This window comes from Bacillus sp. 007/AIA-02/001, assembly GCF_004634455.1.
Taxonomy (GTDB): Bacteria; Bacillota; Bacilli; order Bacillales; family Bacillaceae_G; genus Bacillus_A; species Bacillus_A cereus.
In genome coordinates, this window is sequence record NZ_SEIY01000006.1 from 21878 (window position 1) to 36300 (window position 14423).

Below are 14423 nucleotides of genomic sequence, written 5' to 3' on the forward strand. Positions count from 1 at the left end.
ACTTTGTAGTGGAATGTGGGCTTTGATGTAAAAGAATAACAAGAGACAAACTTGTACCGATGTATGTGTTAATTATGCATACACCGCAGTGAAAATATATTTTTTCCTTGTGAAATATTTCACTTTATGAATATATCATGACATAGAACTCGCCTAAGCATGTGCAGAAGTTGTGCAGAAACAGTGAAATTATTACTAACATATAAAACCACATCCTGAAATCATAAAGTAAAACTTTAATTAGTTGGGGTTTTACGGTCGGTTAATACGGGATAAAATAAAAGTGTGCAGCAGAAATTGTAGACTTAGTTCTCAAAATTCACATTTAGTATTTTCATTTTTTCCATTTAAACAATTCTTCTCTTCTTACAACAGAAAAGTGTCTATATCATTTAATATAGACACTTTTTTCATGTATAACTTTATATTTATTACTGACCTACAAATGTAAAGATTTCATCAACAGCTTCTTTATATCCACCCGATGTTCGGAATGATTCCTTCAAATTCAAAGCAGCCTCTTTATATGAAGGGTTATTTAAAACTAACTCCACACTTTCACGCAATTTCTCCACGGTTAATTCATTCATATGTAATTGAACTCCTGCTCCAAGACTCTCCACTTGCTTTGCGATTGCTGGCTGATCTGCACTTTGCGGTATTACAACGAGCGGAATCCCATTATACAGTCCTTCATGCACACTGTTCATCCCGCCGTGTGTAATAAATAGTTTCGTATAAGTAAGCAGTTCGGTTTGAGGCACATAGTTTTTCACAATGAAGTTTTTAGGGATTTCGCCTAGATCACTTATTTTTGTTTTATTACCAATAGACATGACAATTGTATGCTCGCTATTCTCAAAGGCCTTCATACACAGTTTATAAAAATCAATCACTTCATTAAAAACAGTACCTAATGAAATATAAATCGGACTTTTTTCTTGAATTGAAGTAAAATCAACGTCTCTGTTTTTTACTTGTGCAGAGATAGATGGTCCTACAAATTTATATGTTTCATCAAACGTATCACCAAAAGGCTGGAACTCCTTAATTGTATACACAATAGTAAGGGGTGCAGGATTACAGAAAACTTCATACGGTGATTTTATTTCAACACCATATTTTTCAGCAATTCCCTTCGTTAAGTTTTGAAAATCATTCTGTATTTTATCATGAATTTCTACTGGGATATTTTTTGACAGATGACCTAACATTTGCTCAAAAGATTTTTCATCCTGCGCAAAAGATGTACATGAATTTATAGATGGCAATTTAAGAATTTGAGCAATTAAGTGCCCACAGCCAAACATAGAATCATGAATTATGTAATCAAAATGTTCACCTTCAATTTGTTCTAGAACACTAGGTATAACAACATCTGCTGTATGTAGAAGACCGTTTATTCTTTCCTGTAAATAATTTCTGCCTCCAGATAGAAACGCTTTTATAAATTTTTGATCGTCAATCGTTCGTACAGTAGCACCTGTCTTCTCAATTCGTTCCCTAAAAGCTTCTATTGAAAAATAAACGACCTCTTCACCACGAGAAATCAATTCTTCTACAACTTGTAAAGTTGGATTTATATGTCCTTCTGATCCAGCGTTAATAAATAAAACACGCGCCATAATAAACACTCCTTACGTTAAATCGTTTCTATGTTGGAAAAGTACGGATTCTCTCCATACTCTTTTCTTAGTTGTTCGTATCATGTTCCTACTAAATTGATCTAGCAAGTCTAAAACCGAGATCATCTATATGAAATGTAGGATGGCTTCGACGACGACAAGTAGCGCCGCACCCTCTCGCTGTTTCAGCCCAACTACCACCACGAAAAATGCGGTATGATCCGTACACTGTTTCATCATACAAATCATAACACCATTCCCAAACGTTCCCTAGCATATCATAAAGTCCCCATGCATTCGGTTCTTTTTGGCCAACGTCATGAATCTCTCCATTTGAATTTTCATTATACCACGCTATATCATGAAGTTTCCCGTATGTATATCCGGTTGTACTTGCTTTACATGCATATTGCCACTCTGCCTCACATGGTAATCGGTAGCCATTCGAATCTAAATTACATTTCACAATTTGACCACCATCACTAATAGAATAATATTCTTTTAATCCCGCTATTTTTGAAAGTACATTACAAAACGCAATGGCATCGTTCCATGAAATATTTACAACTGGTTTATGATTTTTTTCAAAATTATTTAATGTGCTATTTGTAATAGCATCATATAGTTCGATTGTTACAGCATACTTTGCAAGAAGAAATGGTTGAATTTGTACTAGCCATTCTTTTTTTATTCGATCATCTCTTAATACTACCTCTCCAGCTGGAATATTTACCATTAATGAATCGATTGTTTGAATTAAATCATTAGTCATTTTCTATTCCTCCAAACGTTCATTTTATATGAATTTATAGTCATATACTCATTACAAAATACAATTTTCAAAAAGCGTTAAATTTTTCATAATAAAAAACGATTAGTTTAATTAAACTAATCGGTAAGATCCAAAAAGAATTGTTGTGTCACATTGTATTATTATATGTGCTCTAAAAATTTCCGAACCTCATTTGGAGATTTTAAAACAATAACCTTTTTCTCTTCGGACAATTGCTCTAACCCTTTTAAAATTGTAGGTCGTTTAGCATTAGGATATTTCCATATCCATTTAAAAAATTGCAAATCAAATCTTTCTTCACATCCCGCGCCCATATCTGGTCTTGTTTTATTCCGGTATTTTACAATTCTTTTAAACGCACGATAAATACAAATTGTTCTATGAATATCAAGGAAGATAATTGTATCAGCTGCATTCAGTCTGATATCCATCGTCCCGCCATAATTCCCATCAATAATCCACTTCTCATCTTTAATTAAGTTATTTTGAACTGCTATTTGTTCTTCTCTCGGAACACCTTCCCAATTCGGTTTCCAAAATAATGCATCAAGATGATGCACCTTAATATTTAATTTATTTCCTAACTGCCTTGCTAATGTAGATTTTCCTGAACCACCAGAACCAATTAATATTATTTTTTTCATACCTTTACGATACATTCTATAACTTCTTCAATAGCTTCCTTATTAGCAAAAATCCAGAAGAACATTTCTTCATTTAACTTTAATAAATCTGGTAACTGGACAAAATAAGCAATAAAGATAATTTGAATTGAAAGCATAACATACCAAATAGCTTTTAGTTCTTCTTTCGTTAAATCATTTTGTTTATAATAACCTTCAAAGACTTTGCTAACGATATGTAACCATTTCCCTCTTAATCTTTCATTACTAAATAGCTCGCTTAATACACTTGTACAGCAATAACATAAATCAAATATTTTTACATTATTTTCTAAAATCTCAAAATCTATAAACCCTTCCAGTTTATCATCTTTAAAGATTACATTCGATAGATGCATATCACGATGAATAATTTGTCTCGGTAATGAATGGACCGTTTCCTTGAAAGCTGCGTGCATTCGCTCCGTCTTTTGAATTACCTCTCGATGAACATACTCATTCTTTTCTAAAATCGGTATAGCCCATTCAAATACCATCTTATATAAATCTCTTTTTATTAACTCATGGTCACTATTCACCGAATGTAATGCTTTGTGCAGATTAGCTATTTCTTCTCCAATTGTACTTGCTAGCCTTTCCAGCTTATTCGTATCTTTTATTTCTAAAACACTTCCGGCAACATACTCATATAAGCAATAATATTTTTCTTTATATAATACATATTGTTCATCATTTTCTGTCTTTACTACTCTCTGTACTTTAATTCCCTTTTCATACAGTTGCTTCAAAACATCGAATTCAACTAGAAGTTGCTTTATCGATCCCGTTCTCTTTAAAATGTACTCTTTATTCTTGCATAAAACCTTCGCTACTTTTGGTTGCATTACAGTAGCTGTGACATGTTCATTTCGAAACCAAAGCTTTGCAATTTCCAGTGCTTGTTCCATTTACAAATACCCCTTTTACAATTCTTATTTCTTCCGAAAAATAACCTCACACAGTATTCCCACTCCAACACCAATTGTATAAGCCACTACATCACTCCACAAAAAACCGTATCCCAACACGAGTCCCCCCAAAGTCGTTGCACGAATGCTATCTATCCATTCCGCATGATACAATTGGCTCGCTTCAATCCCGTAGCAAAACATTAAACTAATAAAAGCCAACTTCTTCGTCTCTGTTTTAGGAAACAAAAATCCAAAGCCAGTGAAAATCATTAATGCCCATAATGCATCACCTAAATAATCATTTAATAGATGTGGTAGTGCAAAAGCAAACTTTCTTGAGCTAAGACCTAAAATAATAACAACTATAGTAAATAGTGCATATACTACTCTATTTCGTTTCGTATTCATTTTAAAGTCTCCTAATATGTAATGTAAAACTGTAAATAGCTAGTAAAACAAAGTTATTTTACTAGCTATTTATTGATTGCTTTTATGATAAGAAAATGTGGATTCATATTTAAATAATGATATGATTTTTCGCTTACTTCTTTCATTTTTTCAATTGCCTTCGGTTCCACTATCTCTTCTAATACAAAATAATTTGTAGTTTCATTTAGTATGTCTTGTAATGATCTTCTAAAAAACTTGACTTCAATAGTAATATTCGGTTTAACCCAAGTATCTATTAATAACTGTTTTTCAAAATAATTTTCACATGGAAACTTTGTGAAATCCATAAAAGGATGATGAATAGAATAAATAAGTTCTCCACCTGGCTTCAATACACGACGAAATTCTTGAAATACTTGATTCCAATTTTCTATATAATGAAGAGTTAATGAACTTACAATCACATCATACGTATTATCTTCAAATGGCAATGTTTCTTGCAGATCATGACAAAGGAACGTCGCTTCTTCTCCTATATTTTCTTTTGCTGCTTTTACCATTTCAGGACTTACATCAATTGCTGTAACATTTGCTCCTCTTCCTATGAATTGAGAAGTATACCATCCAGCTGCACATCCAGCATCTAATATCTTTTTTCCTTCTAGTTCCTTTGGAATAAGCTCCATCATCGCCGGTCTTTCATAATAACTGTTATATGGATTTGCGAAATCTAGATTTTCTTTATATGTACTCGCTAATTTATCATACGTATCTTTAATCGAATCTTTCATTACACACACTCCTAATACATATTAATCCATTAACTCCTGCTGCTTTTTCTTTGAAAATGATTGTAGTACTAAATCATACGACCAATCAATCATTTTATTAATTTGCTCCTGCTCTATACCCTTATGAATATAAACGGTATTCCAATGTTTTTTATTCATATGATACCCTGGAATAATTGTTTCTGGATAATCTTCTCTTATTCTTAATGCGACTTCTGGATCACACTTTAATGTAATCGCAGCCTTTTCACCTTCTTCATGATTTACTATCGCAAATATTTTATTATTAAGCCTCATACATGTTGCACTCCAGCCATCTGGAGAATCTTCTGTCGCTTTTCTTTTCGATAAACAGTACGCTCTTGTTGCATTCATTTTAATTGGCACCTCTTATTCTTTCCCTGTTTGATTACGATGCATCACAATTTGCTTCGTTGCTTGAAATTGCTGCTCACCGTAAAACTTTATTAGCTTCTCTCCGCAAAATAGACTAACAATATTAATATGAGATATTTCTCGAAGTAATATTGTAAGCATTTTCTCTCCAATACCTTTATTTCTTACATTCTCATGTACGACAACATCTTCAATGTATGCTCGAAAAACACCATCAGAAACGACTCTAGCAAATCCAACTAATTCATTTTCTTCCCATACTCCAATGGCTATACTATTCTTTAACATTTTTTCAATATCGACTTCTTTTCTTTCTGGCCACCAGCCGACAGAATCATAAAGCTTCTTAATTTTTTCTGCACAGATTGGTTGTTCTTGTTGCAATTTATACGTGTACATATGCTTTCTCCCATCAATCAGTATACATAATATTATTATAATCTCTTTTCAAAAAAGTGCTGACTATGACCTTTTGGATGATCTTCAACGATACCATACTCTCGGTAACCGTGCTTTTTATAAAATTCTGGCGCTTGAAAACTAAATGAATCTAGCAATATTAATCTGCACCCTTTTTCCTTCGCAATTTCTTCAATTTTATGTAACAGTTGACTACCATAACCGTCATGACGAACTGATTTATCAACCCATAAAAAGTCGATATGAAGATGATAAAAATACATCGTACCTGTTACACCACCAAATATTTTTCCTTCTTCATTTTTTACTACGAGGCTTACTTTTTCCATCGGCTGTTTTACTTCATCTGTTAAGATGGACATATTATATTGAATGACTTTATTTTTAATGTATTCTCCTTCAATACGTGTACCGTTCTCTATATGTTTCATATACATTGCTTCCTTTCAACTTAGTAAGCTACATTTTATTTTTCCCCTTTAAAATACTAATCAAAACGAATCCACCATATGTAACAAAGCATGAAAAGCCAATTATCCCTGGTACAGAGACATAGCCTACCCTTATGTAATTTATAACTGCAAAACAAGCGATAGACAATAAAATAGATGGCCAAAATATAACAGCTATTTTTCTTCGCCCTCGTTTCGATGTACTTTCTTTCTCTTCAGAAACACGTGTGCCAAAAAGCAATACAATACAAATAAGGATCGCTGCAAAGTAAATTGTATCTAATGACAAATTGTGATCATATAGGGCGATTCCAACTTCAAGAGCAATAATCGTTAAAATTAAAATAATGATTGTTAAAGTCTTTAAGTTTCTTTTCAATCGCTCACTCCTAGCATGCTTTCACTATATTCTTTGTATATGTACTTTAAAACTACTGCAAAAGCTTCATCTACCTCTTTATTTTCACGGCGATTCGGTAAATCTTTTCCCCCAATCACATAAAGAAGTGGAAATTCGTTAAACATTCCTATAATACCAATATTTATTGTAGCTGTGAGTAATCCACCTGTCATATGAGTTATATGATAATATGGAATTTCTTCATACTCTCCTTGCTGTCTTACCATGCCGCTAATAATTGGTTCCCATAATTCTGGTTCTGATTTATAACCTTGAAAGGTTTGTATGAAAAGGGCAAGAACTTCACTTAATTCTCCAACATTTTTCTCATCTCTAGCATTCTCTTGTATATGAATTTTTGAAAAGTACGTTTGTGCGTACATTTTCACAGCATCCCATCCACCACAGTGCATTACAACTGACTGTGCAACGTAACTATCATGACAAGCAATCATTACCTCTACCGCTTGACTAAGTGTTAAAGAAGTTCTTCCTTGTAAATGCGGATATAACTGCGCACTATCTTCATGTGGATTAAATTTAATGTAATGAAGTATATCATTCCAATTATGTTTATTTTCCTTCACCATTTGCGTTACTACAAATCCAATGACTAATTTTGCTGCTGATGCTAACGGAATATTTAATTCACTATTATACGAAGCAACTATACGATTATTTTTTGTAGAATAAATTGCCATTCCCACATAATTAGATTGTACCTCTTTTATTTTATTTATAACAGTTTCCATTTCTATCCCTCTTTTTATATCGTTATATTAACTTCTAATATTTCAACATTGAATGTAAAAAACCTTTTCATTAGCTATTAAAATAAGAAAAAGGTAGCATGAATTTTTTCTTGCTACCGAAAAATATTTATTCTTCTATAGGATTTTCAGGACCGTTAAGTTCCAGCTGATAAAAAGCTAAATCTAGCCATTTATTAAACTTATAACCAGCTTTTTTTATTGTTCCTGCATGAACAAATCCATAGTTTTGATGCAAGGCAATACTTTTCTCATTCTCTGCATCAATTCCAGCAATTAAGGTCATATACTCTCTTTCCTTTGCAATTTTGATTAATTCTTTCATTAATGAAGACCCAATGCCATTTTTTCTATATGCCTTATCTACATACACAGAATGTTCAACTGAATATTTATAAGCAGGCCACGCTCTAAATGGGCCGAATGTCGCAAATCCTACTACTTTATTATCTAATTCATATACGATAATTGGATACTCTTCAGCCTTTTTTTGTTCATACCAATCTATTCTATTTTCAAGGGTTACAGGTTTATACGCATATACAGCTGTTGTATAAAGTATCGCATCGTTATAAATATCTAAAATGTATGCTAAATCTTTTTTCGTTGCTTCCCTTATCATTATTTTCTTCCTTTCATCATGTTCACCTTATTTTACTATCTTTTTAATAGTTTTATTTTATCGAAATTTCCGATTTTTATCTACATACGAATACTAGCTTTTCGGAAACCATCAAATATATTTATTGCAGCAGATAACATGTAGAAGAAAATTCCTCCCCCAATGAGCCACGTTTTAAACTCCTCTGAGGAAATAGTAAATGCATTTGCCAAATACGTAATAAACCCTGCGTTAAATACATGTGGATTTACTACAATTACAATGAATACTATCGTCCCAGCTATTTGAAGAATAGCATTCCCAATCGCCAATCTTTGCGTCCATTGTCCCTGCACTAATTTATAAAGGGATATACATATTTCAAAAACGATCATAATTACAACGATTGGCCAGTACTGCAATAAAACATCTTGATTAAAAGTTGGCGAGACAAACTTCAGTCCATTTGCCGTACCGTTATATACGCCAACAAGATAATTCGCATAAAAGTAAAGTGTAGCCCAAACTGCTGTCCACATTAAACCTCCAAAAACTTCAAACTTCGAGATTGCTTTTTTCTTTGGGATATACGAGATGTTTTTCAAATCATCTGGTGTCCATTTTTTTAAACTTGTCGTCAACGGCTCGATACCTTTGTCTTTATCTGTTCTTTCTAAAATAACAAACACAACTGTCAACCAGAAAAATACATGGAGGCCCACTTCAAAAATTCCCCCAATGCCTTTACCTATCAATTGTAAAATAACATTTAATACCGCTTGATCACCACTATAGCCTATAAAATTTTCTGCAACCATTGATATGAGTGCAATGACAGCTGCGATTGGTATAATCATTTTTAACAACGTTGTATATACATCAAAATAACGTGGTCCAATTAAATGCATCGGTCTATCCAAATAACCATTAGCCAATGAAACCGGACTCCCCAATTTTTCGAGAACGCTCTTTACATCTTTCTCATTATAATCTTCAGGTAACATATCATCTATAGTTGACCTTAGTTCAAGTGTAATATCTTCACGATTTTTTTCAGGTAATCTCTTCGCAACCTCTTGGATATAGAGATCAATTAAATTCATTCTCTTCCTCCTCCTTTAATAAGTTATAAAGTTCTTTCGAATCCTTTATCCATTCTTTTTTCAACTGCAAAAATATTTCTAATCCATAATCACTTAAAACATAATACTTACGAGGTCTACTCTCCGTTTTATCCCAACTACTCGTCACTAATTCCTGCTTTTCTAATCGGCGAAGTAGTGGATATAAAGTACTTTGATCAATTGTAACCCCTGATTGCTCTAATAACTGGACAAGTGAATATCCGTACTGCGGCGTTCTTAATTGACTTAAAACAGCTAACGTTAATGTCCCTCTTCTTAACTCAGTAATTAACGAATTTAATAAAGTATCCATTCACTCACCTCATTTCCATTACTATATGTCATACAGTATGTGTTTTATACTATGTATCGTACAGTATTAATGTGACAAAAACTATAATTTTTTACCAAAAAACAGATAATGAACAGCGCAAATTATATGATTTGTGCTTTTTTAGCTAAGTTATATATAACACTCTATAAGGTAACAACCTTAACTACTAATTTTGAAGTTCCAGTAATGCTATATTAAGTTACAAATATCGTATACATATGATGTGAACATAACATCTCACTATAGGAAGCTATAAAAACGGTGAATTACCATGCTTGAATAATTCCCGTTTTCAGCACCTAATCAACGTTATTTCCTTCATAAACTTCATCTTGTTCAAAATCTTTATTTTTGTTTGGTTTATTAGAGAAAAATAAAAAAACAATTAAATTAGGTTAATTGTTTTTCAAATACAAAATCTTTATTTTTTTAAATAACCTATGATATTCGAAAAGACAAATTCTCCAAATGCAAGTGGTATATAAATAAACCATAACTTTAATATTGCCTTTGTTTCTTTGTGATCAGAATCCCCCATTAAAACCAACCCTATCCTTTTTCTTCTAATATTTTCATTTTAATTCCAATAACAAGGAAATTATACCATTTATTAATGTTTTAGTCTATTTTTTCTGAAAATTAAATAAATAAAATTCTTGTATTCCCTCAATATTCAGATAAACATAATAACTTTTTTACGTTTCATCTTCAAAGTCAATAATGACTCCTGTTAGAACCGCTACATTACCAATCGATTGGATCCCGTGACCAATAAAATCCACCTTAAATTCTTCCTACTTTAATTTATGTAATGATATAATAACACTAAATTTTCAACACGTGCTTAATAGATTGGGGGCTTATAATGGATAAACCTCTCACTGCATTACAAACTATTATTATACATATGAATACAACTGAGCATTGGCATGATTTTATTTGTTACTGTCAGCATCGCGAAGCGGGACTTCGAAAATTAGCTTTTAAACATTTAGAGACATTTATTACAAATGCAAAGAAATGGGAATCAAAAGATCAAGAAGAGTTTGCCATTTCGCTGTTTACTATTTTAGATGTATTAAACGAAAAAGATGAGGTCTTAACTTTCTCACTAAATAGTTTTCTAATTGACATTCTATATAGATGGACAGAAAACAACCCATTTGATTCAAGACCTTTTAGATGGATAGGAATTTATATGGACTCTAGCAATAAAGAAGACGATTTAGAAAAATCCCTTCGAAAAGCGATTGAATTAGGTGGTGATACCGAACAAGAAGCCATGATATACCTAGTTTCTAATTACATCAATACTTTAGAATTTGGTACACATGAATTCCCTTCAGGTTATTGCGGAGATTTAAGTGAATGTATAGAAAAACTTCCCTATATGCTTCAATTAATTGATAGAATTCAGAATAAGAACATAAAGGAGCAAAACATTGGGCAAATACAAGAACAACTACACCTTATTCTAGATTGGTTAAAACATACACAAATTCCAGTAGATGCCGTTCGTGTACGGGAAAAAGAACAAACTAAGAAATTAGAAAAGGTCATTGTATATTATTTACACAACAGCTCAAGTCGTTAATTCATCGTGTACAGAGATAATAAAGTTGTTTAAAAAACGCCAGTCATGTTATTCAACAATCGGGCTATATAACGGAATAAATCCTTGTAAAAATTAAAAATATTTGAAATAATCGTCATTAAGTTGAAGTAGAGCGATTGCAGAAAAAGGTGATACGACTTTTTCTTACTTAATAATTGCACGATAGTTAAAAAATTCAACTAATTATATTCCGAAAGGGTGTGTGTAGTATCTTATCAACTAATGTTTTTACTTATAAATCTAAGGATGGAAAAACAATAATAATTAGAGAAGCTAAAGAACGGGATGCAGAAAGAATACTAGATTCTGCTTCAAAAGCTTTAATAAACGCTCCATACATGCTAAGTACGGTTGAGGATGTAAAAAAGGTGCGTATCGATGCTATTCAAAAAACGTTAAAAGCTTATCATGAAAATCCAAATTATGTACAGTTTATTGCTGAAGTTGATGGTAAGTTAGTCGGTGCAATAGATTTTAAGAACGGAAACAAAGAAAAAATTAGTCATCAAGGGGCTTTTGCGATGACCATACTACCCGAATATCGAAATTATGGTATTGGAAGAGCTCTTCTAGAAACGTTAATCAATTGGGCTAAAAATAACAGTAAGATTGAAAAAGTTTGTCTTGAGGTAATGGAAGATAATCTAGGTGCAATCCAGTTATATAAGAATCTAGGCTTCTTTGAAGAGGGTAGAAAAGCAAAGGGTGTAAAATTGGATGGTAGCTATCAAGATTTAATATTAATGGCTTTATTCGTTTAAAATTGAACATTAATTTCAATATAAAAAGAGGGTCTTCATAGTCATCTCCCTGTTAAGTAGACAGTAATAGAAACCCTCTTTTTATATTTATCCCACATTAGCTTGCAGTAAAACTCCCCACTGATTATAGTTTCACTTTATTTTAATCCTTTAATTAAAGGTGACGCTTCCCCACTATGGAAAATCCATAGGTCATGAAGTGATCTCGTACATCCAACATATAGTAACTTTGCATCATGTTTTGTGTCTTTGTAATGTTCTTCATCCACATCAATTAAAAGCACCGCATCAAATTCTAAACCTTTCGCTAAATAGACAGGTACTACTGATATACCACCTTCATATTTACTTTGGTTTGCTTCAATTACGTTTACCGTTAATCCTGCATTTGTTAATTCCACATATATATCACGGCATTCATCTTCTGTTCTTCCGATTACCGCAATTGTTTTCACATCTGCATTTTGCAAATGTTTTACCGTCTTCACAATTTCAGTAAATTGATTTTCCGCATGAATTACTTTCACATCTTCTCCACTGCGGAAGACTGGTGTTGCGAGTCCTACTGGGATTTCTGCATTTTTAATTATTTCATTTGCAAATTCAATAATTTCTTTTGTAGAACGATAACTTCTTGTCAATTCATAATAACCGGTTTCTTGGAATACTTCCTTAAAAGCATTCCAATCTTCAATTCCTTGGTAATCATAAATCGCTTGCGATAAATCACCTAATATAGTGAAAGAATTACCTAATGTAATTTCTTTTAATACATAAACTTGGAAAGGCGAAAAATCTTGCGCTTCATCAATAACAACGTGATGAAACTTCTGCCCGATTTCAATCCCTGTTATACGATGATGTATGTATATTAAAGCTGGTAAATCTTCTACATACACTTCTTTTTTACGACAACTCTTTTCTGTTTCTTTAACAAGTTCTTCAGGTAATACCTCGAGTATTTCTTTACTTTTTACTATTGAACTATACAGTGAAAGAGCACTCATTTTCGGCCAAAACTTCATATATGCGTTCAGTCTCTTAGTCGCTTCTTTTTTAAGTAATTTTTTCTCGTTTGTTTCCCCGAATTTTTTAAGTTCAATTTCAATCCAGCGCTTCATTCGTCCTACTAATCGTTCTCTTCTTTTCTGTAAAGGATAATGTTTATATTCAACTTGCATCCATTTTTTAATATCTTCTACTGGAATAATCGCTCTATCCCACGCCTCAAAATCTTTTGTCGGAACTAACTCATTTTCAAATTGGATCATTCTCTCTTCAATAAACGTCTTAAATTCCAACGTACCCTTTAATTTACCTAGCATTATCTTCTTTTCATCACGATTAATTGAAAATGCTTCTTTCAATTTTTCTTCTGTCTGCTTTAGTTTCACTGAATCATCTAACGTACGTAATGCCCAATCCAGAAACGTTGTTTGACTAATATTCCCTACACCTAATTCAGGAAGTACACTCGAAATGTAGTCTAAAAACAGACTATTCGGCGCAAATACGATCATTCTTTCTGCTTCTAGTTGTTCACGATATTCATAAATTAAAAAAGCAAGGCGATGTAAAGCAATTGTTGTCTTTCCGCTCCCTGCAACCCCTTGAATAAGTAATGGTAAATTTCTTTCCGCTCGAATAATATCATTTTGTTCCGATTGAATCGTTGAAACAATATCCTTTAGCTTATTATCTTTATTCTCACCTAATCGATATAGAAGAAAATCATCGGCATGCGATACATCTTCATTTCCTTTTACATATGTATCAACAACACGTTCAAGTTCTCTTTTTCGAATGGAAATGTTTCGTTTTAAATACACATCACCTTCTACTAAGCCATCTGGTGATTGATAAAATGCTAATTCTTCTCCACCGGTAAATGAATAAAACATACTTGCGACAGGCGCCCGCCAATCAATAATGATTGGCTTCATCGTGTCCATATCCGAAACCCCTACTTTTCCGATATAAATCGGCATAACTTCTTCTTTTCCATCTTCCTGAAAATCTAACCTTCCAAAGTACGGCTCTTGCACACCAATACGTAAGTTTTGTCTATTAGACTCCCTCATACTTTCAAGAATTTGCTCTTTAAAATCTTCTCCATAATAAACCGGGGTTTTTTCAAGCTTATCCAATTGCTCATCCATCGTATGTAAAGTATCCTTCATTTTTTGTAACTCATCTTCAAATATGTTGCTCATTTCGACGATTCCCTCCTGTCCGTTCTAATTTTTCAGTCGAAGTATCATTGTATTAAAAACCCAATCATAAAGTCAATAGTTTTCGTTTAAATTTTCCGAAAAAACTTACTTTTCATCTTTCTAATTTAAAAAGAATATGCAACATCAAAATCACACAAATACACA

At 32.5% G+C, this 14423-nt stretch carries 17 protein-coding genes; 2 read left to right on the forward strand and 15 right to left on the reverse strand.

Features of this window, described 5'->3' with window-relative positions:
• Positions 1 to 431: 431 nt before the first annotated feature.
• The 14 genes from ES895_RS14615 to ES895_RS14680 form a co-directional block, all read right to left on the reverse strand.
• Positions 432 to 1625 (reverse strand): macrolide family glycosyltransferase, encoded by a 1194-nt coding sequence (locus ES895_RS14615; RefSeq protein ID WP_097813688.1) that lies wholly within the window; start codon positions 1623 to 1625, stop codon positions 432 to 434.
• Between the two features lie 91 nt (positions 1626 to 1716).
• Positions 1717 to 2397 (reverse strand): formylglycine-generating enzyme family protein, encoded by a 681-nt coding sequence (locus ES895_RS14620; RefSeq protein ID WP_044584535.1) that lies wholly within the window; start codon positions 2395 to 2397, stop codon positions 1717 to 1719.
• A gap of 161 nt (positions 2398 to 2558) precedes the next feature.
• On the reverse strand, positions 2559 to 3062 hold the full coding sequence (locus ES895_RS14625) for a DNA topology modulation protein (protein WP_000720552.1): 504 nt from the start codon (positions 3060 to 3062) through the stop codon (positions 2559 to 2561).
• On the reverse strand, positions 3059 to 3988 hold the full coding sequence (locus tag ES895_RS14630; RefSeq protein ID WP_097813689.1) for a phosphotransferase enzyme family protein: 930 nt from the start codon (positions 3986 to 3988) through the stop codon (positions 3059 to 3061). Before ES895_RS14630 ends, ES895_RS14625 begins: the two co-directional genes overlap by 4 nt.
• A gap of 24 nt (positions 3989 to 4012) precedes the next feature.
• Positions 4013 to 4399: a ribosomal maturation YjgA family protein gene (locus ES895_RS14635; RefSeq protein ID WP_001093461.1), complete on the reverse strand. Its 387-nt coding sequence runs from the start codon at positions 4397 to 4399 to the stop codon at positions 4013 to 4015.
• Between the two features lie 65 nt (positions 4400 to 4464).
• Positions 4465 to 5172 (reverse strand): class I SAM-dependent methyltransferase, encoded by a 708-nt coding sequence (locus tag ES895_RS14640; protein ID WP_000655256.1) that lies wholly within the window; start codon positions 5170 to 5172, stop codon positions 4465 to 4467.
• A gap of 21 nt (positions 5173 to 5193) precedes the next feature.
• Positions 5194 to 5547 (reverse strand): MmcQ/YjbR family DNA-binding protein, encoded by a 354-nt coding sequence (locus ES895_RS14645; protein ID WP_000994622.1) that lies wholly within the window; start codon positions 5545 to 5547, stop codon positions 5194 to 5196.
• Positions 5548 to 5562: 15 nt separating this feature from the next.
• Positions 5563 to 5967, reverse strand: a complete 405-nt coding sequence (locus ES895_RS14650; RefSeq protein WP_000288970.1) for a GNAT family N-acetyltransferase — start codon at positions 5965 to 5967, stop codon at positions 5563 to 5565.
• Between the two features lie 35 nt (positions 5968 to 6002).
• Positions 6003 to 6419 (reverse strand): GNAT family N-acetyltransferase, encoded by a 417-nt coding sequence (locus tag ES895_RS14655; protein ID WP_000680418.1) that lies wholly within the window; start codon positions 6417 to 6419, stop codon positions 6003 to 6005.
• Positions 6420 to 6447: 28 nt separating this feature from the next.
• The gene (locus ES895_RS14660; protein WP_000827981.1) at positions 6448 to 6819 is read right to left on the reverse strand and encodes a hypothetical protein; all 372 of its coding nucleotides are present in this window, start codon (positions 6817 to 6819) and stop codon (positions 6448 to 6450) included.
• Positions 6816 to 7592, reverse strand: a complete 777-nt coding sequence (locus ES895_RS14665; protein WP_000450752.1) for a serine hydrolase — start codon at positions 7590 to 7592, stop codon at positions 6816 to 6818. The genes ES895_RS14660 and ES895_RS14665 overlap by 4 nt, the downstream gene beginning before the upstream one ends.
• A gap of 127 nt (positions 7593 to 7719) precedes the next feature.
• Positions 7720 to 8232, reverse strand: coding sequence for a GNAT family N-acetyltransferase (locus ES895_RS14670; protein ID WP_000617511.1), 513 nt, complete (start codon positions 8230 to 8232; stop codon positions 7720 to 7722).
• Positions 8233 to 8312: 80 nt separating this feature from the next.
• Entirely contained in the window at positions 8313 to 9314 is a 1002-nt protein-coding gene (locus ES895_RS14675) for an HAAS signaling domain-containing protein (RefSeq protein ID WP_001048881.1), read from the reverse strand.
• The gene (locus ES895_RS14680) at positions 9301 to 9648 is read right to left on the reverse strand and encodes a PadR family transcriptional regulator (protein ID WP_000380301.1); all 348 of its coding nucleotides are present in this window, start codon (positions 9646 to 9648) and stop codon (positions 9301 to 9303) included. The genes ES895_RS14675 and ES895_RS14680 overlap by 14 nt, the downstream gene beginning before the upstream one ends.
• A gap of 886 nt (positions 9649 to 10534) precedes the next feature.
• Here ES895_RS14680 and ES895_RS14685 point away from each other — a divergent pair.
• Positions 10535 to 11263, forward strand: coding sequence for a hypothetical protein (locus tag ES895_RS14685; RefSeq protein ID WP_097813691.1), 729 nt, complete (start codon positions 10535 to 10537; stop codon positions 11261 to 11263).
• A 221-nt stretch (positions 11264 to 11484) separates the two neighbouring features.
• Entirely contained in the window at positions 11485 to 12045 is a 561-nt protein-coding gene (locus ES895_RS14690) for a GNAT family N-acetyltransferase (RefSeq protein WP_000337114.1), read from the forward strand.
• A gap of 137 nt (positions 12046 to 12182) precedes the next feature.
• Here ES895_RS14690 and ES895_RS14695 read toward each other — a convergent pair whose 3' ends face one another.
• A complete protein-coding gene (locus ES895_RS14695) occupies positions 12183 to 14258 on the reverse strand; it encodes a HelD family protein (protein ID WP_000065177.1) in 2076 nt (691 codons plus the stop codon).
• Positions 14259 to 14423: the final 165 nt, after the last annotated feature.